At 47.0% G+C, this 25,346-nt stretch carries 24 protein-coding genes and 1 tRNA gene; 5 read left to right on the forward strand and 20 right to left on the reverse strand.

The window, feature by feature from the left end; genetic code table 11:
- The first annotated feature begins 90 nt into the window (after positions 1 to 90).
- Positions 91 to 2,895: a response regulator gene (locus tag AC0KUT_RS14800; protein WP_488831088.1), complete on the forward strand. Its 2,805-nt coding sequence runs from the start codon at positions 91 to 93 to the stop codon at positions 2,893 to 2,895.
- A gap of 1 nt (position 2,896) precedes the next feature.
- Here AC0KUT_RS14800 and recO read toward each other — a convergent pair whose 3' ends face one another.
- The 8 genes from recO to AC0KUT_RS14840 all read right to left on the reverse strand — a co-directional run bounded on the left by recO (position 2,897) and on the right by AC0KUT_RS14840 (position 11,366).
- Positions 2,897 to 3,628, reverse strand: a complete 732-nt coding sequence (recO, locus tag AC0KUT_RS14805) for a DNA repair protein RecO (protein WP_488831090.1) — start codon at positions 3,626 to 3,628, stop codon at positions 2,897 to 2,899.
- Between the two features lie 8 nt (positions 3,629 to 3,636).
- Complete coding sequence (gene era / locus AC0KUT_RS14810) at positions 3,637 to 4,548, reverse strand: GTPase Era (protein WP_488831091.1); 912 nt, start codon at positions 4,546 to 4,548, stop codon at positions 3,637 to 3,639.
- Positions 4,549 to 4,610: 62 nt separating this feature from the next.
- Complete coding sequence (gene rnc, locus AC0KUT_RS14815) at positions 4,611 to 5,288, reverse strand: ribonuclease III (protein WP_488831093.1); 678 nt, start codon at positions 5,286 to 5,288, stop codon at positions 4,611 to 4,613.
- 3 nt (positions 5,289 to 5,291) lie between these two features.
- Positions 5,292 to 5,705 (reverse strand): DUF4845 domain-containing protein, encoded by a 414-nt coding sequence (locus AC0KUT_RS14820; RefSeq protein WP_488831094.1) that lies wholly within the window; start codon positions 5,703 to 5,705, stop codon positions 5,292 to 5,294.
- Between the two features lie 101 nt (positions 5,706 to 5,806).
- Positions 5,807 to 6,655: a signal peptidase I gene (gene lepB / locus AC0KUT_RS14825; RefSeq protein WP_488831095.1), complete on the reverse strand. Its 849-nt coding sequence runs from the start codon at positions 6,653 to 6,655 to the stop codon at positions 5,807 to 5,809.
- A 26-nt stretch (positions 6,656 to 6,681) separates the two neighbouring features.
- Positions 6,682 to 8,481 carry a translation elongation factor 4 gene (gene lepA, locus AC0KUT_RS14830; protein ID WP_488831097.1) on the reverse strand — a complete coding sequence of 600 codons (1,800 nt, stop codon included), beginning with the start codon at positions 8,479 to 8,481 and terminating at the stop codon, positions 6,682 to 6,684.
- A gap of 251 nt (positions 8,482 to 8,732) precedes the next feature.
- The gene (locus AC0KUT_RS14835) at positions 8,733 to 10,142 is read right to left on the reverse strand and encodes a DegQ family serine endoprotease (protein WP_488831099.1); all 1,410 of its coding nucleotides are present in this window, start codon (positions 10,140 to 10,142) and stop codon (positions 8,733 to 8,735) included.
- Positions 10,143 to 10,328: 186 nt separating this feature from the next.
- The gene (locus AC0KUT_RS14840) at positions 10,329 to 11,366 is read right to left on the reverse strand and encodes a MotY family protein (protein WP_488831101.1); all 1,038 of its coding nucleotides are present in this window, start codon (positions 11,364 to 11,366) and stop codon (positions 10,329 to 10,331) included.
- Positions 11,367 to 11,558: 192 nt separating this feature from the next.
- On the opposite strand from AC0KUT_RS14840, the gene pyrC reads away from it, so the two are divergent.
- A complete protein-coding gene (pyrC, locus tag AC0KUT_RS14845; RefSeq protein WP_488831103.1) occupies positions 11,559 to 12,596 on the forward strand; it encodes a dihydroorotase in 1,038 nt (345 codons plus the stop codon).
- Between the two features lie 9 nt (positions 12,597 to 12,605).
- Positions 12,606 to 13,277 carry a ribonuclease T gene (gene rnt / locus AC0KUT_RS14850; protein ID WP_488831104.1) on the forward strand — a complete coding sequence of 224 codons (672 nt, stop codon included), beginning with the start codon at positions 12,606 to 12,608 and terminating at the stop codon, positions 13,275 to 13,277.
- Positions 13,278 to 13,304: 27 nt separating this feature from the next.
- Here rnt and AC0KUT_RS14855 read toward each other — a convergent pair whose 3' ends face one another.
- A complete protein-coding gene (locus AC0KUT_RS14855) occupies positions 13,305 to 13,790 on the reverse strand; it encodes a MaoC/PaaZ C-terminal domain-containing protein (protein ID WP_488831106.1) in 486 nt (161 codons plus the stop codon).
- Between the two features lie 194 nt (positions 13,791 to 13,984).
- On the opposite strand from AC0KUT_RS14855, the gene AC0KUT_RS14860 reads away from it, so the two are divergent.
- The gene (locus tag AC0KUT_RS14860) at positions 13,985 to 14,806 is read left to right on the forward strand and encodes a universal stress protein (RefSeq protein ID WP_488831107.1); all 822 of its coding nucleotides are present in this window, start codon (positions 13,985 to 13,987) and stop codon (positions 14,804 to 14,806) included.
- Positions 14,807 to 14,915: 109 nt separating this feature from the next.
- Here the strand turns inward: AC0KUT_RS14860 and AC0KUT_RS14865 are convergent, their stop codons facing one another.
- The 7 genes from AC0KUT_RS14865 to rpe form a co-directional block, all read right to left on the reverse strand.
- Positions 14,916 to 15,713, reverse strand: a complete 798-nt coding sequence (locus AC0KUT_RS14865; protein WP_488831109.1) for a hypothetical protein — start codon at positions 15,711 to 15,713, stop codon at positions 14,916 to 14,918.
- Positions 15,714 to 15,813: 100 nt separating this feature from the next.
- Positions 15,814 to 16,611 carry an indole-3-glycerol phosphate synthase TrpC gene (gene trpC, locus AC0KUT_RS14870; protein ID WP_488831110.1) on the reverse strand — a complete coding sequence of 266 codons (798 nt, stop codon included), beginning with the start codon at positions 16,609 to 16,611 and terminating at the stop codon, positions 15,814 to 15,816.
- Between the two features lie 20 nt (positions 16,612 to 16,631).
- Positions 16,632 to 17,669 carry an anthranilate phosphoribosyltransferase gene (gene trpD / locus AC0KUT_RS14875; protein ID WP_488831112.1) on the reverse strand — a complete coding sequence of 346 codons (1,038 nt, stop codon included), beginning with the start codon at positions 17,667 to 17,669 and terminating at the stop codon, positions 16,632 to 16,634.
- 44 nt (positions 17,670 to 17,713) lie between these two features.
- Positions 17,714 to 18,103: a tautomerase family protein gene (locus AC0KUT_RS14880; protein WP_488831114.1), complete on the reverse strand. Its 390-nt coding sequence runs from the start codon at positions 18,101 to 18,103 to the stop codon at positions 17,714 to 17,716.
- A gap of 90 nt (positions 18,104 to 18,193) precedes the next feature.
- Positions 18,194 to 18,775, reverse strand: coding sequence for an anthranilate synthase component II (locus AC0KUT_RS14885; RefSeq protein ID WP_488831116.1), 582 nt, complete (start codon positions 18,773 to 18,775; stop codon positions 18,194 to 18,196).
- Positions 18,772 to 20,259, reverse strand: a complete 1,488-nt coding sequence (gene trpE, locus AC0KUT_RS14890; protein WP_488831118.1) for an anthranilate synthase component I — start codon at positions 20,257 to 20,259, stop codon at positions 18,772 to 18,774. Before trpE ends, AC0KUT_RS14885 begins: the two co-directional genes overlap by 4 nt.
- Before the next feature lie 394 nt (positions 20,260 to 20,653).
- Positions 20,654 to 21,334 carry a ribulose-phosphate 3-epimerase gene (gene rpe / locus AC0KUT_RS14895; protein WP_488831120.1) on the reverse strand — a complete coding sequence of 227 codons (681 nt, stop codon included), beginning with the start codon at positions 21,332 to 21,334 and terminating at the stop codon, positions 20,654 to 20,656.
- Positions 21,335 to 21,472: 138 nt separating this feature from the next.
- Here rpe and AC0KUT_RS14900 point away from each other — a divergent pair, with 138 nt between their 5' ends.
- Positions 21,473 to 22,645: a DUF3530 family protein gene (locus AC0KUT_RS14900; RefSeq protein ID WP_488831121.1), complete on the forward strand. Its 1,173-nt coding sequence runs from the start codon at positions 21,473 to 21,475 to the stop codon at positions 22,643 to 22,645.
- 270 nt (positions 22,646 to 22,915) lie between these two features.
- On the opposite strand, the gene AC0KUT_RS14905 is transcribed toward AC0KUT_RS14900, so the two are convergent.
- The 4 genes from AC0KUT_RS14905 to tpiA all read right to left on the reverse strand — a co-directional run bounded on the left by AC0KUT_RS14905 (position 22,916) and on the right by tpiA (position 25,100).
- Complete coding sequence (locus tag AC0KUT_RS14905) at positions 22,916 to 23,731, reverse strand: tRNA-uridine aminocarboxypropyltransferase (RefSeq protein WP_488831122.1); 816 nt, start codon at positions 23,729 to 23,731, stop codon at positions 22,916 to 22,918.
- Positions 23,732 to 23,839: 108 nt separating this feature from the next.
- Positions 23,840 to 23,924 (reverse strand) — tRNA-Leu (locus tag AC0KUT_RS14910).
- 12 nt (positions 23,925 to 23,936) lie between these two features.
- Positions 23,937 to 24,350, reverse strand: a complete 414-nt coding sequence (gene secG, locus AC0KUT_RS14915) for a preprotein translocase subunit SecG (RefSeq protein WP_488831123.1) — start codon at positions 24,348 to 24,350, stop codon at positions 23,937 to 23,939.
- Between the two features lie 39 nt (positions 24,351 to 24,389).
- The gene (gene tpiA, locus AC0KUT_RS14920; protein ID WP_488835754.1) at positions 24,390 to 25,100 is read right to left on the reverse strand and encodes a triose-phosphate isomerase; all 711 of its coding nucleotides are present in this window, start codon (positions 25,098 to 25,100) and stop codon (positions 24,390 to 24,392) included.
- Between the last annotated feature and the right edge of the window lie 246 nt (positions 25,101 to 25,346).

A 25,346-nucleotide genomic window follows, 5' to 3' on the forward strand; every position in this document is an offset into this window, starting at 1 on the left:
GAAACCACGAGGGCGAAACCGCTTATCCGCCCACATCCTTATAACAAGACCGCAGATGGATCAAATGCCATCAGCAAAGGCGATGAATCAATGGAACATAAACGCAGCAGTATCAAGGTGGATGTCTGGCGCTTAATTTTTATTCCGATTATCAGCATCATTATTTTGATCTCTGCCAGCCTCACCTATTTGTGTGTGAAGCAAATTGATCGCTTTATCGATCTACGCGGCAAGATACTCGCAGAAAAAACAGCGCATCTGCTGCACTACCCTCTCCTTCAGCGCGACTTGTTGATGGTTCAACGTATTCTTGATGCCTCCATTGAAGAACCCTACATAAGAGCTATTCACGTTTACTTTGCCGACAACGATCAGAGTTTTCACAGCGGTCCGCAGTTTATTGCCACCGAAGACAACCATGAACCCAGCATGCAATCGCCGCTGGTGCGCACGACTCCCGACAGCATTCGCTTTGCCAACCCGCTGGTCAACCTTGAAGGTAAACACAGCATAGGCTGGGTTGAAATAGAACTGCTGCATTCACCTTTCGCGGTCTTGAGTTACGAAGCGATCATACTCACGCTCGCACTCACTATTCTCTGTCTCCTAATTGGCGCCTACTTTGCCATAGCGCTCTATTTCAAAATCACCGAGCCCTTGGAACACATAAAACATGTAGTGCACGAATTAGCGCGCGGCAAACTCAATAAACGTATCGCAGAACAACCCACCTCCGAATTTTTTGGCTTAGCCGAATCAATCAACACCATGGCTGCTTCAATGGAAGATGCACAACACGATATGCAGGGACATATAGATCACGCTATTGAAGATTTGCGCGAAACCTTAGAAACTATCGAAATTCAAAACGTGGAATTGGATTTAGCGCGCAAAGAAGCACTGGAAGCCAGCCGTGTGAAGTCAGAGTTTTTAGCCAATACCAGCCACGAAATTCGCACACCGCTCAATGGTATTCTCGGGTTCATAAATCTTGCGTTAAAAACGGAGTTGAATGAACAGCAACGTGAATACCTTGAGACCATTCGCGATTCCTCGCAAAACTTACTCACCGTCATCAACGGCATTTTAGACTTTTCTAAAATAGAATCTGGCAAGCTAACGCTCGATTACGCGCCGCTCCCCATCCGTAAAAATATCGATGAGATTTTGCAAATACTCGCACCCAGTGCCCATGAAAAAGGCATGCAGCTTATCAACCATATCGAACGCAGCATCCCCAAAAATTTACTCGGCGACTCCCTGCGCTTTAAACAGGTACTGTCTAATTTGGTAAGCAATGCAATCAAATACAGCGACACAGGCAATATTTTAATTGACGTAAGCTTGCTCAATCGTCAAGAAACACAAATCACCCTCAAAGTCTGTATCAGCGATGAAGGCATTGGGCTGACCCGTGAGGAACAAGACCATCTCTTCAGCCCCTTCAATCAAGTCGACACATCCAATAGCCGCGAGTATGAAGGCACAGGTTTAGGCCTCGCTATCTGTAAAGGCCTGGTCGAACGCATGAATGGCGAAATAGGCGTTGTCAGTGCGCCAGAAAAAGGCTCAACGTTTTGGTTTACCGCGCGTTTCGGTATCGACAAACGCCAACCCGCCCCAGATCAACTGGCCAACCTCAGCGACTATCGCATGCTCGTATGCGGCGAGAACCAAGCCTCACTGAAACAAATTACCGATCTGCTCAATGAGTGGAATGCAAATATTTATACAATTGAAGCCATTCACGATTGTTTTCCTATTTTAAGAAGCGCGCGCGAAACGGATGCCCCCTACGAGCTCTTTATTTTGGATATAGCGCCTAACGAACGTAAAATCCCACCGGTGTTACTCAACAATCTCGCAGCACAACTTAACTCAGAATTTAACTGCACGCTCATTGTGTGTTGCACTGCAGCGCATCAACGCCTATTTCGCGCTCACACCGAAAAAAGTCCCGCGTTATTTATCAACAAACCACTTACCAATGAAATATTTTTGCAAACACTCGGCCGACAATTGGATCTTCATATTAAGGACTTACGCGAGCAGGAAGACGAAGAGGCCCAGCGCCCAACCGCGTCGGTTTTACTGGTAGATGACAACCCAGCAAACTTGCAGTTAGCATCAGAACTATTGCGCGGCTTAAATACGCAAGTCACTCAAGCTAACAGTGGCGTGCAAGCAATTGAGGCCTGTGCCGCACAAGAATTTGATGTGATTTTTATGGATATTCAAATGCCGGGCATGGATGGCATTGAAACAACACGCCACATTCGCAGCACCGAAACTAAAGATAAACGCACCCCAATAATTGCCTTAACTGCCCACACTATTACCGAGCATAAATCCGAACTGCTTATCGCCGGTATGGATGACTGCATTAGCAAGCCCGTGAATGAGGCACAGCTTGCCCATGTCATTAATCGCTGGGCCAGCCTTAGCGGGAAAAAGGAAATCATCATTCCACACGACAATAAAATAAAGCCCGACACAGCGCTCAGACCTGAGCAAGAACACGGTCAAAAAAGCTCGGTGGACATCCAACTTTGTTTAAAACTAGCGAACAATAAACCGGCCTTAGCACGCGATATGTTAAGCATGTTGCTCAGTGGCTTAGTGGCAGAAAAGCAGCAAATTAATTTCGAGTTGACTCAGGGGAATTATCAAGAACTGGGGGAATTAGTCCATAGACTTTATGGTAGCAGCTGCTACTGTGGCGTCCCCAAACTAAAACACATTAGCGGGCTACTCGACAAACTGTTTCAGTCCAAACAATATGAGCAGGCACGCGATGCCATGCCCGCACTCAATCACGCGCTCGACGAAATCATGAACTGGGGCAAAGGCAAGAATATCGATCAGCTGTTTGGTTTAGACAATAGCAACGAATAAATTACACACGAGGACTCAACTGACGAAAAAGTTCGCGGCTCTGTAGTGGGCGATTGCCCAATAGTGGCCGCAAGAGCATTCGCGCTAATTGTTTGGCTGCTTGGCGGGTTTCTGGCGCACAGTAATCATCTGCGGCTATAGCCAACAAGTCCGCGCCTTTAAATACTAACGGACTTGGCACTCCTGAAAAACTTGATACTAAGGCGGGGCATTCGATAAAACCCTGCTGAGCCTCACAGCGATAATAGCCTTCACTATGAAGCTCCCGCTGCGTTACGGCATCTACCGAAAAATCCAAGCCATAGCCTAAATCATTCAGCAATTGAAATTCGAACTTACGCAAGCAAGGCTCTACATTTACTTCCGAACCAAGCATTGCGAGCGTATCTTGATAAAGCGCGAAGATCTCGCTATGGGGGTCCATCTCAGGCAAAAGTCGCATCAACAATTCATTAAGGTAAAAACCTGAATAAAGACTCTGCCCTTGCAAATGTACATGAAGGTTATCGGACTCAAAACTGGTAAGCAGTTTCAAGTCTGTTTTGCCCTGCCAAGAAATAAGCAGGCGCAAAAAGGGATTAAGTAACTGGCGTTTATTGCCTTTTCGCTGGCGCACACCGCGCGCTATGGCGCTTATACGCCCAAAGTCAGGAGTAAAAAAATCAACCAATAAGCTGGTGTCGCGATAAGGTCGCGTATGGAGTATATAAGCTGGCTGCAACTCGATACGCATAAAGACATTTATAAGTCGTTATAGCCAAGACTGCGCAGTGCACGATCATCATCAGACCAACCAGACTTCACCTTCACCCACAGTTTAAGCATGACTTTCATATCGAATAACTTTTCCATATCAATGCGCGCCTGAGTACCAATTAGCTTAATGCGGTCGCCCTTATCGCCTATAAGAATTCGTTTTTGTCCATCGCGTTCAACCAAAATCAAAGCCCCTATATTTAACAGCCCACCCTCTTGTTTGAACTCTTCAATCTCAACTGCCATTTCGTAGGGTAATTCATCGCCCAGCTGCCGCGTAATTTTCTCGCGCACAATTTCCGCTGCCATAAAACGTGAGCTTCGATCGGTAATTTGATCCTCAGGGTACATATGCTGCCCTTGAGGTAAGTGCTCAACAATTAATTTCTCCAAACGATCAAGATTGGTGTTGCGCAGCGCGGACAATGGGACTATTTCAGCAAAGGTGAGTTTTTCAGAAAGAACCTGCAAATGCGGCAGCAAGGTTTCTTTATCGTCAATTTGGTCAACCTTGTTAACGGCTAAAATTATCGGACATGAAGCATGCTGTAACTTCTCTGCGACAGCTTCATCTTCTTCCGTCCAAATAAATCGGTCCACCACAAACACCACCACATCCACATCTTTCATCGCCGTATTGGCGGCGCGATTCATATAGCGATTAATCGCTTTTTGCTGCCCCAAGTGCATCCCAGGCGTATCCACAAACATAATTTGTACATCGCCTTCGGTTTTAATACCCACAACGTTATTTCGTGTTGTTTGAGGCTTACGCGACGTAATGCTAATTTTTTGCCCGAGAATATGATTGAGCAAAGTCGATTTGCCGACATTAGGGCGACCGACAATAGCAACATAACCGCAGCGGCCACTCGGGGGCTCGGAAGAAAAGGACATAGCTTTACCTTGTACGAAAGGAGAATTTAAAAAGAGATTGGCGTTGTTGAGCCTTAAAAAACTTAAATATTCAGCAGCTCAAGCATAGCCGCAGCCGCCTGCTTTTCTGCTTCGCGACGACTTGATGCTTGCGCCACTGTAGGCGTACGAGACAAGGTAACACGACACTCAATTGTAAAAAACTGAGCATGTCCCTCGCCACTGACATCAGTGACGCTATATTCAGGTAGCGGTTGACGCTGCGCCTGTAGAAATTCTTGCAGCCGCGATTTTGAATCTTTGGCCGAGGTATCTAAACTCAATTCATCGAGACGATGTGCATACCAACGCAATACCAGCGCGCGACATACATCCAGACCACTCTCTAAATAAATCGCACCAATTAAGGCTTCAACACAATCAGCCAAAATAGAATCACGTTGACGACCGCCTGACTTCAACTCACCTTCACCGAGAATCAAACAATCGCTCAACTCAAACTCCCGCGCTAATTCAGCCAAGGTTTCGCCCTTAACCATCTGCGAACGTAAACGGCTTAACTGCCCTTCACGCGCGGCATCAAAACGGCGAAACAGTGCTTCACCGACAATAAAGTTAAGAATTGAGTCGCCCAAGAACTCAAGGCGCTCATTATTGGTCGCGCCGTAGCTGCGATGGGTCAGTGCAAGCTGTAACTGACGCTGACTTTCAAACTTATAGCCAAGACGCTGCTCGAGTTGTTGATACTTGAGTACTAACACTAATTATTTAACTCTTACGACAGGCTTACAGCACTCGTTAGGGCGAGTGCTGTCGAGATGATTTTTGAAGACAGCAACCAAATCTATATTGGCAAACAATGTAACCCTAGTTTCATAATCAATCGTGACCAACACCTTGTCGTTAGACCTATCTATTACAATATTGTTGGTTGGCCCATCAGAGCGAACATTATTCACAATATAAAATTTTCCAAGCTTAGCTTTAATTTGTTCGTTAGACATATCACCCAGAGCAACACCATCGCTGCCAAATGAGCGTAAAGCGCTTTCAACATAGCGATTTTCCGCATAGAGCGGCACGACTTTAAAGGCAAAAATCAGAAAGAACCCGGCAATAGCCAAAACTAACGCAAGCTGCAACATACCCATACCGCGCTGATATTTAATCGCTTTCATAGCTGCCCCCAAGAGGATCTGAATGTCTCCAATTTTAAGCCTAGGCCAAAATCGGAATTAAGGTAAAGGTACGCCTACCGTCAATTTACTTACATCAATTATTATTTAATAAGACCCACATGATCAAAAGACGGGATACTTAAAAACTTCTCCCAATGCATCCATACCGTAAACGCTTTGCCCACGATCATGTCTTCAGATACAAAGCCCCAACCGCGACTATCGTAACTATTATCGCGGTTATCGCCCATCATAAAATAGTGCCCCTCGGGAACGACCCAAGAGCCATGGCGACTCAGTTCGCCGGGAATCAGGTGTTTATGCGCAATAAACTCTTTGCCGTCAATGGTCTCCTTCACAACACGCATATAAGGGGCACCTACAGGCAATACTGCCTCTAATTTTTCAGGAATCACCAGGCCATTAATCGTGAGCACATGATTATTGTAAGAAATGCGGTCGCCAGGCAGACCGATTACACGTTTAATATAGTAGGTCTCCGGGGCGTGAGGCGGGAAAAACACCATCACATCACCGCGCTTAGGCTTACTGACCGGAATAACTTCTTTATTTAACACGGGTAGCCGAACCCCATAAGCAAACTTATTCACTAGAATAAAATCGCCTATTTCAAGCGTCGGAATCATAGAGCCTGAAGGGATTTGAAATGGCTCAACCAAGAATGAACGCAGAAAAAAAACAATAAAGAGTACGGGGAAAAATGATTTAGCATATTCCACCAGCAAGGGCTCTTTAGCCGCGACATCCTTAGCCTCAACAAACGCCTCTTTTTGTGCATCGGTTGTAAGTGACATGCCGCTAAATTGCTGCTCCACCGCCGCCAATTTAGCTTTGCGTGGCCGCGCCAACACCAGCGCATCAAACAGCCAAATAACACCTGTGATCAATACGGCTAAGGTTAAAATCAGCGGGAGATTGATACTACTCATTAATGTTCCTTTGCAAGCAAGTTGCCTTAGCTATCGATTTTTAATACCGCAAAGAACGCTGCCTGTGGAATTTCAACACTGCCCACCTGCTTCATACGTTTCTTACCGGCCTTTTGTTTTTCTAATAATTTTTTCTTACGAGAAGCATCACCACCGTAACATTTTGCGGTTACGTCTTTACGCAGTGCCTTCACCGTCGAGCGCGCCACAATCTGACCACCAATCGCCGCCTGAATAGCAACATCGTACATTTGACGAGGAATTAATTCCTTCATCTTATCCGTTAAGGCATGCCCCATTCTTTGCGCTTTGTCTCTATGTACAATAATCGCCAGCGCATCGACCTTTTCAGTATTTATCAATACATCAAGTCGCACCAACTTAGCCTCTTGGAAACGTAAAAAACTGTAGTCCAAGGATGCGTAGCCACGACTTACCGACTTCAATCTATCGAAAAAGTCAGTAACCACTTCATTCATCGGCAGCTCATAACAAACCCGCACCTGAGAACCGGTAAACTGTAAATCTTTTTGTACGCCGCGTTTTTCCACACACAAAGTAATTACATTACCGAGATGCGCTTGGGGCACCAGTATATTGGCCTCAACGATCGGCTCACGCATTTCACGAATCAAGCCCGGCTCGGGCAATTTAGAGGGGTTATCGACGTAGATGACTTCATCTCTATTATTCACCACTTCATAGACCACTGTGGGTGCAGTGGTGATCAAATCAAGATCGTATTCCCGCTCTAAACGCTCCTGAATGATTTCCATGTGCAACATACCAAGGAAACCAACACGAAAGCCAAAGCCCAAGGCATCGGAGCTTTCTGGCTCATAAAAGAGTGATGCATCATTCAAGGTGAGCTTGGCCAAGGCCTCGCGGAAAGCTTCAAAGTCATCTGAACTGATGGGGAACATTCCCGCATAAACCTGCGGTTTAATTTTTTGAAAGCCAGCGAGCGCCTCAACATCGGGGGTCGCAGCATGGGTAATGGTATCGCCCACGGGCGCCCCCTGAATATCTTTAATACCCGCTACCACAAAGCCCACTTCACCGGCTTTAAGCTCTTTAAGCTGGGTAAGCTTGGGGCTAAACACACCCACACCATCCACAATTTGGGTCTTGCCGAGGGTTTTTGCAATGATTTTATCTTTGATACGCAAGGTGCCCTGCTTTACGCGCACCAGCGAGACTACGCCTAGATAGTTATCGAACCATGAATCAATGATCAATGCCTGCAAGGGCGCATTAACATCACCGGTTGGCGGTGGCACTAAACGCACCAATTCTTCCAGTACGTCTTCCATGCCTAAGCCAGATTTGGCCGAACAGCGCACGGCTTCAGTGGCGTCGATACCAATAATGTCTTCAATTTCCTGTGCAACACGCTCCGGCTCTGCCTGAGGCAGGTCCATTTTGTTGAGTACAGGAATAACTTCTAAACCCTGTTCAATCGCCGTATAGCAATTAGCGACCGATTGAGCCTCTACGCCCTGCCCCGCATCCACCACCAGCAGAGCGCCTTCACAGGCGGCCAATGAACGAGAGACTTCATAGGTGAAGTCTACGTGCCCAGGAGTATCAATAAAGTTCAGCTGATAGGTTTTTCCATCACGCGCTTTGTAATACAAGGTTACGCTATGGGCTTTAATCGTGATGCCACGCTCGCGCTCAAGATCCATGGAATCGAGGACTTGCGCCTCCATTTCACGGTCGCTCAACCCGCCACACATCTGAATGAAGCGGTCAGCGATGGTGGATTTACCATGGTCAATGTGGGCAATAATGGAAAAATTACGGATATGGCTCAGGTCAGTCACAGGCGCTTAACTACTTTAAAGAGAAGAAAAAGTCCCCAAAATGGGGGGTTAAAAGATTGGGCGGCATTCTAGCCTATTTGCCCTGAGCACGCTATGAAAGCCCTGAAAGACCTTACAAGCACTCCAAACCCTCTTCTCTTTTCACAATTGATTTTTTGCGACAACTAATATGCGAACACCACAATTACCCCCAGCCATTGCAGCGCTAGGCCGCAGCTGCTTGCGGCCTAGCGAGGCTTTTTGGCCTAAGGCTATTTAATCACGATTGAGCGAAATACCGGTCTGCCTTGGCGATAAAAACGTACCGCCTGAGGCTCATTTTTAGGTAAGCCCTTTACGATCTTACTGTAGTCCGCAACTGACTTGATATCACTAAAGGCCAGCTGGCTAATGACATCGCCAGGCTGTAAACCCGCCTCATCAGCAGGGCTGTCGGGTTTAACATCGCGCACCACTACGCCGGCCTCTGCACCGCCGCGCTGCGCTTGCTCCAAGGGGCTCACCACTAAACCTAAACGATCAATGGTTTTTTGCCCGCTGGGTTTAGGCACAGATTGATTGGCCAATTCCGCAGGTGACACAGCCAAAATGCCAATGGTGACGTTAAGTTTTTGCTCTTTTCCTTTGCGCATAATAATGACAGGCACTTTGGACTTAGGCGGAATTCGGCCTACAAGATAAGGCAAATCGCTTGAACTGTGCACATCACTGCCATTGAACTTGATAATTAAGTCACCCACCTTCAATCCGGACTTATCCGCTGGGCCATCGGCCTCTACATCACTAATCAAGGCGCCCATGGGCTTATCCATCCCCAGTGAACTGGCGAGATCCTTATCCACCTCTTGAATCACAACCCCCAACCAGCCGCGATCTACTCGGCCCTTATCTTTAAGCTGGGCAACTACATCCAGCGCAATAGTTGAGGGAATGGCGAATGACAGGCCAACAGAGCCGCCACTGGGGCTATAAATTTGCGAGTTAATCCCGATGACCTCACCCTCTAAGTTAAATAAGGGGCCACCGGAGTTACCGGGGTTTATCGCCACGTCTGTTTGGATAAAAGGTACATAGGTATTTTCATTATGCGCGGAGGGAATGCTACGACCTATGGCACTGATAATGCCTTGTGTTGCCGAGTAATCGAGCCCAAACGGTGAGCCTATGGCAATCACCCACTGCCCTACTTTCAAGTTTTCATTGCTCGACAGCGTTAAGGTCGGCAAGTTTTTAGCTTGCACTTTCAGCAGCGCCAAATCTGAGCGCTCATCACTCCCCACCAACTCTGCATCAAACTCGCGCTGATCATTTAAAATCACCTTAATTTCGTCAGCGCCGCCTATGACATGATTATTGGTCAACACATAGCCATCACTCGAAATAATAAAACCAGACCCCAGTGAACCCTGATCGCGCGGTGGCTGACGCTGCTCGAGCAACTCACGAAAAATATCCGGTAAATTTTGCCCATTAGGCGCCATGTTTGGACGCTGACGCATAGCCACCGACTTGGTGACGGCCGTTATCTTCACAACAGCGGGCGAGTGCTCGGCAATCAATGCAGTAAAATCCGGCAACTCAATTGCAAAGGCTGAGGTGGGAACGACTAAAACCAGTACAAGTACAAAGCTACTTGACACACTGGTGAGCAATTTACGCATAGATAACTCCTTGAAACAAATAGACAATATTAACTGTCAGCCGTAAAGCTGGCAGCTTCGAAATTCAAGGCTATGACTGAGGTTAAGCGAGAAAATTCCCACGAGAACTGCAAATTCTGCGTTAAACACTATGGAAAAATTGTGCAGTAATTATGGAATTCATCTGAAAGAGATTCTAAATCTACATCAGCGCAAGTCATCTGCGTGAATCTGCGGCACCTTACCGCTCGTAAGATCTTGCTCATCGACCATATTGACTAAACGCTCCAATGCACTCGGCAGAGGTGCCGGAATCGATGATACCGATGATGATTGCTGCGCAGCTAAAGCTGCAGCTTTAAGCGCGGCCAATTTTTTCGCGGTAGCCAGACGCGTTTCTGCCGATTCAAGCCTAAGGGTTACGCGCCGATTTTTTGCTCGCCCCGCGTCGTTCGAATTGGTGGCGATTGGGAATTCATCACCGTGCCAGCGGGTGGTGATTTGCTCAGCCTTGATGCCTTTACTCACAAGATATTGCGTAACCCACTCGGCCTGCTGCTTTGACGCGTCAACAGCTGCCTGCTCATCCTCAAGCTGTTCGGCATGCGCATCTACAATAATGCCTAGTACCTTGGCATCTGCTTTGGCATAACGTGCAATCTTATCTAGCTCTGCTTTAGCCGAAGAAGAAAGCGCAGTAGCCTGCGCTGGATATGACAGTAAAACCCGCGCCAACTGCTGAAAGCTATAAGGAATGAGGTTCGCCACGCATTGTGTATATTTTTTATAAGCTGCCGCAAATTTATTAGGTTCCAAGGTGATAAAAACACCCTGCACACCGCCATTTTGCTGACTACCGCTAAACATGATACGCATGCCATTGTTTAACTGGGTAGTGAGGGCCGCGGCCTGAGCTGCGTTGAGATTAACGGGGTTTTTGCCCGCTACCGCTTGGATTTGCGCCAAGGGCTGCTGCCCTAAATCCGCGCGCCAAGGCGGTGGCACCGCAGCGACAGTGACTACACCAAGGGCTAGCTTGGGCATACCTTGCTGCAAACTAAAGGTTTCTGTTTGCCGAGACTTGCGTTCAAAAACACCCACGCCATATTGAGGAATTTCGTGGGTTAAGCGACAAACAAAGGGCCCTGCCGTGGTTTTCCAAGCAGAGGCCTCAAAGCTAACACCATAAATTTGCGCCTGCAGCGGAAGTGCGGAAACAACTAAGCCCCCTCCTAAACAGCACATAAAGGTGGCTTTGAACCGATTTTTTGTCGCAAATAACATCATCATCTAAAACTCAAACAGGTGAATTCAAACCCAACACGAACAAGGCATTGAATTTAAGTATAGCCAGATAATCCCGCGCGGCGGCTGCGCTTTGCAGCCAATTTTGGTAGCATGCCCTCACTTTTTGAATGCATTGGAACTTACTGCACCATGACGCAAACGCTCAGCCTCACCCGCCCCGACGATTGGCACATACATTTACGCGATGGAAATGCCCTTAGCCGCACTGTTGGCGATGCCGCCAAGCAATTCCAACGCGCCATTATCATGCCCAATTTAGTGCCGCCGGTCATGAATGCACAGCAAGCCTTGGACTACAAAGCGCGCATTCTCGCCGCTCGCCCCGCAGGCAGTCACTTTGAGCCGCTCATGGTGCTCTATCTCACCGACGATACCGACCCCGCTGAAATCGCCCGCGCCAAAGCTGCTGGGGTAGTTGCTTGCAAGCTCTATCCCGCTGGCGCAACGACTAATTCAGCATCTGGCGTCACAGATCTACGTAAAATCTATCCGGTATTGGAGGCGATGCAAGATGCCGCTATGCCATTTTTGCTGCACGGTGAAGTTACTGACTCAGCCATCGATATTTTTGACCGCGAAAAAGCCTTTCTCGACCGAACCTTTAACCAGCTCGTGACACGTTTCCCCGCCTTAAAAATGGTGCTAGAGCACATTACCACGGCAGACTCCGCTCAATTCGTGGCCGAGGCGCCCGCTAATGTGGCGGCGACCATTACCGCTCATCACTTGCTCTACAACCGCAACCACATGCTGGCCGGCGGTATTCGCCCACATTACTACTGCCTGCCCATTCTAAAGCGCGGCATCCATCAGCAAGCATTGATTCAAGCGGCAACAAGTGGCAACCCTAAGTTCTTTCTAGGCACAGACTCTGCACCTCACGCACAGGACAAGAAAGAAGCCGCCTGCGGCTGTGCCGGCAGCTATACCGCTTATGCCGCCATTGAACTCTATGCCGAAGCCTTTGAAGACGCAGGCGCACTCGACAAGCTCGAAGCATTTGCCAGCCACTTCGGTCCAGACTTTTACCAACTGCCACGCAATAGCGACAAAATCACCTTGATCAAACAAGACTGGCAGGCACCTGCTAGCCTTCCTTTGGGCGATCAACCGCTCACTCCTCTACGTGCGGGTGAAACTCTGCGCTGGCAATTACAATCCGCATAAGGCGATAACGTGAATCCTCCTGAAAACCAACGCGACCCATCATCTCCCCTCGCCCAACGCTTTCGCGGTTTTTTACCCGTAATCGTCGATGTGGAAACCGGCGGCTTTAACGCCCAAAGCGATGCACTGCTAGAAATCGCCGCTGTGACCATTCGCATGGATCACAATGGCGTAGTCCATCGCCACGAGACCTTTTCTTTTCATGTTGAACCCTTCGAGGGCTCCAACATAGAGCAGGCAGCACTGGACTTTACCGGCATAGATTTAGACGACCCAGAGCGTATGGCTGAGCCGGAATTGATGGTGATGACTGATCTGTTCGGTGCAGTTCGTCGCGCTGTTAAAGAGAATGGCTGTACCCGCGCAATCATGGTGGGGCACAACGCGCATTTTGATTTGAACTTCGTCAATGCCGCCGTAGACCGCTGCCATATTAAACGCAGCCCTTTTCACCCCTTCTCCGTGTTTGATACAGCAACACTTTCTGGCCTCGCCTTTGGCCAAACGGTATTGGCAAAAACCTGTCAGGTCGCCGGCATCGAATTCAGCAATAGCGCAGCCCATTCAGCCGCTTATGATGCTGAAAAAACGGCTGATTTGTTCTGCTTGATAGTCAATCGCTGGAAAGACTTAGGCGGCTGGCTGGGCGCTGATGATAACGACATGGATGCGGAGTCCTAAGGCTCCGCAAACACATCATGTTTGTCGTTAACGTGGATGGGTAGCAATGTTGATAATAGGCAACTGCCCCGCCGGCAGGCTTAACTTCTCTGTTGGCGCTATAACCTCTGCAACACCCTTGGCAATTAACTTGCCCTCTTGATTGTGCGCTGCGCAATCAAGGGTCACTAACTTTACCCGCTCCTTAATTTCAGCCACGGTAAGCGTCACCGTCACGGTATCGCCAATTTTTACGGGGTGCTTAAAGCTAAGGCTTTGACTGCGGTAGATAGAACCGGGCCCCGGCAGCTGAGTTGCAATCGCCGCGGAAATTAATGCCCCCGTCCACATGCCATGCCCAATAGGCTCGCCAAAAGTCGTAGTCGCCGCATAGGCCTTATCCAAATGCACCGGATTCACATCACCAGAGCATGCAGCAAATAAAACCACATCCGCTTCAGTAAGGGTTCTGCTGTAAGTCTTACTCATGCCCACGGAGATTTCGGTAATTGGATAGTTTTCAAGCAAATTCATAGGCCTACTCGTTCATTAAAATGTATTTGACGGCTAGTTTACGCGAACTAAGGATTATTTTGCGTCATAGCAGTGAGCAGCGAGGGATTGCCCTGTAAAAAACACCCTAGGGTTGCTATGCTAGGGCCATTCAATTTTCTAACCCCCTACAAATAACAAACCCCATTTACTCAAAGGGAACCCCAGGAGCCAGTATGACCAAGCCACAAAAGCTGTTTGTTGTTGTTGACCCTAATGATGAACATCACATTGCATTAGAGCGCGCCATAATCACCTCTGCACTCAATAGCACCAAGCCCTCCATTCACGCCTTTGTCGCTGTCGATGCCGACGCTGTTGATACTCGCTCAATCAACTCTCACCTGTTTCGCGACCTCAGCTGGTTTGAGCAAAACATTAAAACGCCACTTGCCAATGCTGGTATCAGCTACACCATGGAAATCTCATGGTCGAGTGAATGGCAAAAATCCATTATGGAATCTGCAAAGCGCCATGATGCTGACTTAATCTATCTGCCCGTACACGCTACAGCTGCCAGTAATTCGCGCTTTAGCTTTACCGACTCCAAGTGGGAATTGTTGAAAGGTGCATACTGTCCAGTGGTTTTGATTCGCCCAGGGTCAAATGCACAGCGCAAAGTTATTTTGGCAGCCGTTAACTTCCAAGCACAGCGCGATGTACAAGTTGAACTGAACAAAAAAATTGTTGAGCAAGCCAAACTTTACGCTCAGGTTTACAACGCGGAGTTGCACTTGATCAATGGCTACTTAGACTCCATGAGCTATCCAGATCGCGGCCGCATTGTAAAAGAAACAGGTTTGGCCAACGAACAGATTCACGTAGACAATGGCTACACGTCTGATGTTGTTTCAGCGCTTGCCGAAAAAATCAATGCCGATCTTATAATTATGGGTACACTCGGCCAAAATGGCATGACCAAAACTCGTCGCGGCAATACCGCTGAGCGTTTAATCGCAGCTGTTGATACTGATGTAATGGTCATAAACCACGAATAATATTCATCGTTTATACCAATAATAAAAAGGCCGACACTCCCGTGTCGGCCTTTTTATTTAACAAAGTAAAACTGGAAGTCTCTGGCTCTACATATATCCACAAACTTTATTACCACTTCATTTTATATTCGAAACCTACTGCCAAATTATTTACATCACTCGTGCGACATTCATTCAAACGATACTCCGCTACCACAAAAAGATTCTCCACAAGGCGAAAACCCAATTGGGCTTCAGCGACTACTGGATTCTTAGGCACGCCAGGCCCTAGAGTTTCATTAATATTGTGATCTACAAAACCCGCCAAATATAACCTATCGCTCAAATAAGGGAACGACAGAGCAAAGGCATGTTCAATTTGCCAGGCGCGCCGCTCATCATGATCGAATTGCAGCACATGAAAATTTACCGACCACTTTAAAGATAGCGCATTAAAAAAAGGTTTCAAGAACCCACTATCACTTGCTCGCCAGCGGACTCCCAAACGCAACTTGTCATTATCGTTGCCGTTTTTTGTGTTGTATTGAAGGGTCGCATCAAAAACGGAATTTTCACGCAGCTGCCAGCGAATATTTTGCTCGGTGTAATACCCTGTCAAATCACCAAGCTCAGTGCGATCGGCCTGATTAGATAGGTTGATGAAACCAAAATAGCTTATGCGGTTAGGTAAGTTAGTCGCCATATTAAGGGTAAAGCTATTATCACTCGGAACATCGCTTAAATATGGGTAAAGGTTAAAATCCAGAAAACCGCCTTTAGCATTGCTAACCTCCGCAGCGAATGCCGCCCCCGCATTCATGCAACCCAAAAAAAACCAGCAACAAGACAAAAGCCAGCGATAGCAAAAACAAGCGGGGAAAAACCGCAAATCACCAGAGTGAAAGCTACATTTTCTCTTAACGTACATAAGCAGGCCCCTCATTGGTTTTATTGAGTCTAGCCCTTAACGCTCAAGTTACAAAAAACTCGAATTCCTAAAGAAAAAAAACCGGCTTGCGCCGGCTTTTTCACTGAAAGAATTCACGCAATGCCGCGCCAGGATCATCTACTCGCATAAAGGCCTCTCCCACTAAAAATGCATTAACCTGCTTAGCACGCATAGCCGCCACATCGGCGGACGCCAATATACCGCTCTCAGTCACCACAATACGCTCTGCGCCAATTTTATGGAGCAGCCGATAGGTTGTATCTAAGGTGACATCAAAAGTATGCAGATTACGATTATTTATACCAATCAGCTTGTTGGGCAAACGCAATGCTATATCCAGCTCCTGCTCATCGTGCACCTCTACCAATACATCTAAACCAATAGCTTGAGCAAGATCATTTAACTCTATTAACTTCCCCTCTTCCAAAGCAGAAACTATCAACAGCACACAATCCGCCCCCATAGCGCGCGCTTCGTATATTTGGTATTCATCAACTAAAAAGTCTTTACGGATCACGGGTAAATTTACCGCAGCGCGCGCTTCTTGCAAATAAGTATCGGCACCTTGAAAAAAATCAACATCAGTTAAAATTGATAAGCAAGCAGCACCGCCCTGCTCATAGGAGCGCGCCAACTCTGCAGGTACAAAGTGCTCGCGAATGACGCCCTTACTTGGAGATGCTTTTTTAATTTCTGCAATTACGCCAGCCTTACCCTGTGCTATTTTCGTCTCAATAGCCCGCACAAAACCGCGCACGGGGGCTTTTTCCGCCACTTTTATTTTTAATTCAGCGAGCGAAACCTGCTGTTTGCGCTCAGCAATCTCTTCCCATTTACGCGCAATTATCGTACGCAATACTGTTGGTGTATCTGTCATAGTTATTCTCTTTAAAACGTTTATTGCTCGTTGAACACTTCAGTAAATGCAGCTAACTCGCGAATTTTTTCAGCGGCTAAACCACTACCAATCGCATCGCGTGCCATTTCTACACCATCCGCCATAGTCGCTGCTACGCCGCTGACATAGATAGCTGCACCGGCATTGAGCGCTATGATATCTGCTGCTTTTTGCGCATGCTCGCCACGGCACTTACCGAGCGCATCAAATATTAACGCCAAGGATTCCTGCGCACTCGTGACTGACAAACCAATTAAACTTTGGCTCTGCAAACCAAAATCTTCCGGTTTAAGGATATATTCGGTGACTTTGCCATTTTTTAATTCGGCCACATGAGTTTCAGAGGCGATACTAATTTCATCCAGGCCATCTTTGGCGTGCACCACCATGACATGCTCGCTACCTAAGCGCGCCAGCACTTCCGCCATAGGACGACACAAGGCCGCACTGAACACACCAATTACCTGGCGCTTAACAGCCGCGGGATTTGTCATAGGGCCCAGCATATTAAAAATAGTACGCAGGCCCAACTCTTTACGCGGCCCTATAGCATGTTTCATAGCGCTATGATGGGCAGGCGCAAACATAAAGCCGACACCGATAGAATCAACGCAGCGAACAACCTGCTCAGGCGTAATCGTTAAGTTAATACCTGCGGCCTCCAATACATCAGCGCTGCCGGTAGTACTGGATATTGAACGATTGCCATGTTTAGCTACTCGGCCCCCTGCTGCTGCAACGACAAAAGCGCTCGCGGTAGAAACGTTAAATAAATTCGCACCATCGCCGCCGGTACCACAGGTATCGACAAGAAATGTTTCATCCATAACCACTTTGGTGGCCAAGTCGCGCATGACAGTGGCTGCACCGGTAATTTCATCGATAGTTTCACCCTTCATTCGCAAAGCCACTAAAAAGCCACCAATTTGTGCAGGCGTTGCTTCACCGGTCATTACCTGATGCATAACCGCAATCATGTCTTCAGTAGAAAGATCTATGCGATTCACCAAGCTGTTTAACGCTTGTTTTATATCCATAAGCTTACCTATAGGATTTTTGACTTAACTTATCGCGCAGCAAGTCAAACATTAATATTGTAATTCAATGAAATTTCATCGCCATGCATACCACGAAAGCCCCAGTTACACGCAGGACTTTCATAAATACATATCTCCACATCCATTGGGGCTACTCCCAATGTCGCCTCGATACGATCAAACAACAGACGAATCAATTGTTTCCTTGCGGCAATACTGCGTCCCTCAATCATGGTAATTTCAATAATGGTATAGGCTTGGCTACGTCCTGCGGGCATAAAAAAATCTTCAGGTGCCAAGCCTATAAATCGATGGGCACGCTTATCCGCGGGAAACTGTAAGGCATCCATCACGCAGCTGTGAATGACATCTGACAACTGCACCTTAATGGTATCTAACTGCGCTTTAATTCCATAAATTTTGATTTGCGACATAAACTTCACTCCTTTTTGAAGCTGCACATACTGCAAACAGCTTCATGTAAAAAATTATTCCTTTTAGGAAAAAATGATTCAACAACGCTTTTATTTTCCTTCTAGAAAATTACGTAACATGTCGTGCCCATGCTCAGTAAGGATGGATTCTGGGTGAAACTGCACTCCTTCTACGGCAAGCGTTTTGTGCTTCACGCCCATAATTTCGGCCATAGAGCCATCCTCATTTTGCGTCCAGGCAGTAATTTCTAAACAATCTGGCAAAGATTCTTTTTCAATCACCAACGAGTGATAGCGAGTGGCTTGAAACGGATTATTTAAACCGGTAAATACACCCGTATTTTTGTGATAAACCGGTGAAGTTTTACCGTGCATTACAAACGGCGCGCGTATCACCTTTCCGCCAAACGCCTGACCTATAGACTGGTGCCCAAGACAAACCCCTAAAAGCGGTATTTTACCGGCAAATGTTTTTAGGGTTTCCACCGACACGCCCGCCTCTGTAGGTGTACAAGGGCCGGGAGAGATAACGATTTTTTCAGGCGCCATAGCTGCAATTTGTTCTATGGTAATTTCATCGTTACGCACGACACTTACATCCGCCCCTAACTCGCCAAAATACTGAACAAGGTTGTAAGTAAAAGAGTCATAGTTATCAATCATCAGAATCATTTTGACTCTCCTGTTACATCACCAACCATATCAACAGCTTTAAAAATAGCGCGTGCTTTATTCATGGTTTCTTTCCACTCAAGCGCTGGAATCGAGTCTGCCACAACACCAGCACCCGCCTGCACATAAAGCTTTTGATCTTTGATAACCGCCGTACGAATAGCAATGGCCGTATCCATATTGCCATTCCATGAAAGATAACCCACAGCACCGCCATAAATACCGCGCTTCTCATTCTCTAGCTCATCAATAATTTCCATGGCACGAATTTTAGGTGCGCCGGAAAGTGTCCCCGCCGGCAGTGCTGCACGCAACACATCCATCGCGGTAAGACCCGTTTTTAATTGGCCAGTAACATTTGATGTAATATGCATCACGTGAGAGTAGCGCTCCACCACCATTTTATCGGTAAGCTTTACACTACCTACTTGAGCAACTCGGCCTACATCATTGCGGCCCAAGTCAATCAACATGAGATGCTCCGCTATTTCTTTAGGATCATTGACCAACTCAATTTCTAAGGCTTTATCTTCTTCGGGCGTACGCCCGCGACGGCGAGTGCCCGCAATAGGTCGCACCGTGACTTCACCGTCTTCTAAACGCGCCAATATTTCAGGGCTTGAACCCACCACATGGTGATCACCTAAATTCATAAAGTACATATAGGGCGAGGGGTTCAAATGGCGCAATGATCTATAAAGATTAATCGGCTCCTGCTCAAAATCTATCGACATGCGTTGGGACACGACAACCTGCATAGTGTCGCCAGCTAAAACATAATCTTTTATTTTATCGACGATTTTATGAAAATTTTGTTCGCCAAAATTTGATTTAAAATCAGGTTCACTGTGGCCGTTATTTCCCAGCGATAAGCTCGGCGTTGCGGGTATTTCACCGCGTAATTTTGCTTCCAGCTCATCTAATCGCACATTGGCTTTGCGGTAAGCATCGTCGACATCAGGATTTGCGTGGATCACAAAAATCAGCTTTCCAGCAAGATTATCAAATACCAACACTTCATCAGACACGCTCAATAAAATATCCGGCGTACCTATTACATCCTTTGGTATTGTCGCTTTTAAGTGCGGCTCAACATAGCGTGCGCAATCATAAGCAAAGTAGCCTACCAAGCCACCGGTAAAACGCGGCAACCCAGGTAATTCTGGCGCGCGATAACGCGCTTTAAATTCCTCGACGAATGTTAGTGCATCAGCGCACTCATGAGTTTCAACGAGTTCACCATCGCGCTCTATTTGAATCTGGTCACCAAATGCCTTCAGAATCGTGCGTGCAGGCAGGCCAATCATGGAGTATCGGCCCCACTTTTCACCTCCTTGTACCGATTCAAAAAGATATGAATAAGGCCCTCGCGCCAACTTCAAATAGGAAGATAGAGGAGTATCTAAATCAGCAAGAACTTCACGTACGATAGGAATACGGTTATAGCCTTGTTGGGCTAAGGCAGAAAAATTTTCGGGAGTCATATTATTTCCTTTGGAGCTCACGCAAAATTACAAGGTTAAATTTATTAAGATTTAATTGTGCGCTACACATATTACAAAGAACGCCTAACCATATCAGTACACAAAGGATTTTTATTTGAATGGTTAAGCGAATTGCTCTTGGCTCAAAATGTATAGCAATCACACAGGACGCAATGCTTATTTACAACCTGTGCAGCCAATCATTTTTCCAAGTCGAAGAGGACTAACGACGCCATCGAGCGACGAGAGAGAGGCTTGCAGAAATATAAAACGATGAGTTAGGCACTAAGGCTATTCCTAATGGGACTGATTCGAAGTGTACTCAAATATTACCACTATGCCTACCCTCTATTATCAGCATTTATCAAACAATAAGTGATCAATACAAAGGAATTTACGCCAAAGCCAACTCCGCACGCATAGCCGCAATAGCCAAGGCATAATCAGGCGCATTAAAGATTGCCGATCCCGCAACAAATGTATCTGCACCGGCTTCAGCTAAGGCACGAATATTTTCCAGATTAACGCCACCATCCACTTCCAAGCGAGTCGTCAGCCCCCTCGCATCAATTAGCTTCCGCGCAGCAGCCACCTTATCAAGCACATAGGGGATAAATTTCTGTCCACCAAAGCCAGGATTGACCGACATAAGCAGCAACAGATCCAACCTTTCCATAACATAATGAAGTGGCTCAAGAGGAGTAGCCGGATTCAACACTAATCCAGCCGCGCAGCCATGATCTTTAATTAATTGCAGTGAGCGATCTACATGGCGTGACGCCTCAGGGTGAAAAGTAATTGACGTGGCGCCCGCCGTAGCAAACTGCACAATCAAATCATCTACTGGCTCCACCATCAAATGCACATCTATAGGAGCAGTTATGCCATAGTTGCGCAGAGCTTTGCACACCATAGGGCCAATTGTAAGATTCGGTACATAGTGATTATCCATCACATCAAAATGAATCCAATCGGCACCTGCAGCAAGCACAGCATCAACCTCTTCACCTAAACGCGCAAAATCCGCAGACAATATTGAAGGGGCAATTTTGAAATCTCGTTTAAAGTTATGCATAAAACTCCCGATGACCTATTACTAGGGTGTAATTTCTTATAATTAAACACATTGATAGAAACAGAACACTATTCGGAAAGACGCCAATTTAACGAGCGTCAATCCAGCCAAGCCGCCTCTTAATTTAAGATTCTAACAATGCCATACATAGACCAACGCAAGCCAACAAAAAACGATAATTTAGACCAAATCAACTCAGCTAGAGGTATTTGGCTGGCGTTATGGTTAATTTTTAGCTCTTTTTTCTATACGGCTCATACCAATGCACAAGCACCCACAGATGAGGCGCAGGCAACTGCAGAACAGGCTCTACCGGCTAACACAGAGACAGCCCTAAGTACCGAAGGTGAAGCAACTCCGGTTGATGCGCCGCCAGAAGCACCACCTTTTGACTCACGCAGAACGCGCAACCAAAGTTTACTCGCTAAGGCCTTACCTGATCAGGCACAGTGGCTAGAAACACCCGAAGGAAAAGTATTGGCGCTCTATGGTCGCACCGAAGCGCGTAAAACTTATGGCGTGCTGCTAATGCTTCATGCACTAAGCGACCCGCAGGATTGGCCGCCCGAAATGGAAAACTTGCGTTTAGCATTGCCAAAATATGGCTGGGAAACGCTTTCTGTGGCGCTCCCCCCTCAGTATCCATTAACAATACCGCCGCGCGCCAAGACAGAGCCTCCGCCCAACAAGCCTGACGACAAACAAAAAACTGTCGAGGAAGATCCCAATACCACAGAACAAAATACGGAAACAAATACTGAAGAAGACCCTGAGCCAACAGCAGTTGCACCCACTCAAAAAGCCGCTGAAGAGCCAATAACTCCACCACCAAGCAGAATAGATCTTATCAATAGCCAGGTAGCGGCGGCCTTACAATTTCTGACCGAGAAGAACCAGTACAACGTAGTACTGCTAGTGGACAACTCCAGCGCACCCGATAGCCTAGCGACGCTGCTGACACAACTTAAGCCGAGCGCACGCAGCACAAATACACTTGATGGACCTTTTCAGGCGTTGATTTTAATCAACTTGCAAAACCAAGAGGCGCTCTCTATCGCCCAGCTTGAGGCCATATTTAGCATGCCCCAACTACCGATCATGGATATATTCTTAGCACCAAATACTGCAGATAAAATTATGGAGCAACAACGGCATCATGGTGTCGCTATGCGTAAAAAATTAGAAAATTACGTACTAAGTACAATAGAACCGCAACCACAAACTACAAGCCAAGATACCAACAGCTTTCTAATGCAAAGAGTTCGCGGATTTATGATGCGCAATGCCAAGGGAGGCGAAATCAAAAATTAAAAAATACTAAAAAATGAGACAAAAAAAACGGGACCAGCTTAAGCCAGTCCCGTCTCGGTTCCCTTTCATATACCAGCATTCCTTGCTGGCGTCCCTTATATTACTAGCTCATAACCGAAGCCATTGAATTAGTCGCTTCCCTTGACCCTACTTGGTCAACCTACCTTCCCTGACAACCTCCCTGTGTTTGTCATTCTACGGAATTTTGATTTTGAAAATAGTCGTCAAGCTCGCAATTATTTGTAGGATATTCGCCACAGTCTGCGGCCGCTATAGAGCCGCAACCACCGATGTTTCCGCACAGGTTGTCAGCCTATCGCCATTGAGCACCGCCTTAAGTCGGGCTAATCGATGATGCAAGTCTCCAATCTGAGGGGCGCAACAAGCTCTTGTCGCCAGATAATGGGTATTAAACAATTCAAAGTAATCCAAGAGAGTTTCAGCCGCCAATGTATCTTCAGCTAACACCAAACAGAGCGCGGCCGCCTCAGCGGTAGACAAATAATCATCTTGATGAGATTTACGCACCGAATAACCACGACTGCGCCCTTCAGGTAATACTACGCAAGCCAATTTGTCGAGCCAACGCCCCTGATTAAACATTCGCCCGCTTTGCTTCCAAGTGCCATCCAGCAAAATAAACGTATTGCGTTTGCCATCATCCGGAAGCTCACGCCACAATTGTCGTGTCAGCTGAGAAACAGCAATATCACTTGGAGCGACAACTTCCGACTGATTCGTCTCAGAGCCTTCCGCGGGAAACACTATCATGCAGCGCCGCTGAGGATCTTCAATCAACGCTAACAACTCAGCGTCAGGAGCCGTTCTATTCCACACAAAGACATGAGTTTGAGCTGGAAATAAATCAGCCAGTAAACGTCCAGTATTTGTCGGCTTGAAAACCTCATCACGATGCATTAATAAAATAAATTCTGCCGTGATAGGTACATGCGGCTGCCACTGGCATATACAGGCATAGCGCGCTAACTGGCACTGCTCGCAACGTATTACCGATTTGCCTCGCGCCAAAAACGCACGTGTTGACTCCGCCATGCAGCGCTTCCGCAGTTGCTGATATTGATTCATAAGCCGCTAACTCTTGCCATTGCAGGCCGCAATACTGAATTGAATACAAACAAAAAACCCCGCAAAAGCGGGGTTTTTTGTGATACCACAAGGTATCGGTCTTACAGATGGTACCCATGGCCGGACTCGAACCGGCACAGCTTACGCCACTACGACCTCAACATAGCGTGTCTACCAATTCCACCACATGGGCATAAATCGATTTCTACTCAGCCTTTCCTTCAGACTGTTCATTAACTGCAGGCACGTCGCTCTCTACAGGAGCGGACTCATCAGCAGGTACAGATACAGCAGCTGGAACATCGCTCACTGGTGCATCTGCATTTGTTGCAGGAACTTCTTCTTGTTGCACTGCTGGAATGACTAAACCTTCAGTAACAACTTTTGAGTGGTTCTTCGCAATAATAGCCAATCCAAAGCTCGTCAAGAAAAACAGTGTTGCAATAGTCCAAGTAGCACGAGTAAAAAAGTTTCCGCTACCTTCACTACCAAAAACAGTTTGCGATGCACCCGCACCAAAAGATGCGCCTGCTGCTGCGCCCTTACCTTGCTGCAACAGAATCAGCCCGATAATGACTAACGCTGCCAGCGAGTGAACTATAAGTACAATTTTTTCCATTAGATGGCTCTCTTGAGCTACTAGCGCTTGCTGTCTACTCTAGCCAGCAGCGGCGCAAATTTTTAAAAACTCCGCGGCATCCAAAGACGCTCCACCGAGTAAGGCACCATCTATATCTGGCAATGCAAACAACTGTTCTGCATTGCTAGCTTTGACGCTACCACCGTACAAAATTCTTACAAGCTCAGCAATTTCACCCAACTGCGTACGAATGAAGCAATGCACTTCTTCAGCCTGCTCAGGTGTCGCCGTTTTGCCTGTACCTACAGCCCATACAGGCTCGTAAGCTATCACTGCATCTAAAAAGGCCTGCTTGCCTGTTTGAGCAAATACAGCCTGCAGTTGCGCGCCAATTACTTCTAAATGACGACCTTGTTCACGCTGAGCTAGTGATTCACCAATACAAAGAATTGGAATCATACCTGCCTGCTGAACGGCGATAAACTTCTGAGCCACTTGCTCGTCTGTTTCCTGCTGCATTCGGCGGCGCTCATTGTGACCAATTATTACAAATTTGCAATGTAAATCTGCAAGCATTTTTGCAGAAACTTCACCAGTATAAGCACCCTGTGCAAATTGACTAACCGTTTGCGAGCCCAGCGATAGCGACGAACATTTAAGCTCGGCACCCACTTGATACAAATAGGGAAATGCAGGGCAAATTACAACTTCGGCGCCCTGCGCCTCCTCTTGCCAACCAGACAAAATATTGCGCATTAGCTCAATACTTTGTTGCTGATCACCGTTCATTTTCCAGTTGGCAACTACCAACTGGCGACGCTTGGTGTTACTTGCTTTGTTCAACAGCAATACCTCCCCCAAAGCGGGCGCTAATGGTAGCCAAGATGATTTGAACATACAACTAAATCTTAGCTTAGAGACTGATTTTTATCTGTTTTTTACTTATTAGCACGCTTTTCTATGGGCACCAGCGCCACACTCGGATAGATATTCAACAAGCCGAACATTTTCTATCCGAGAACAACATCCACCAAA

This window comes from Cellvibrio sp. 25HG11W-0, assembly GCF_057815475.1.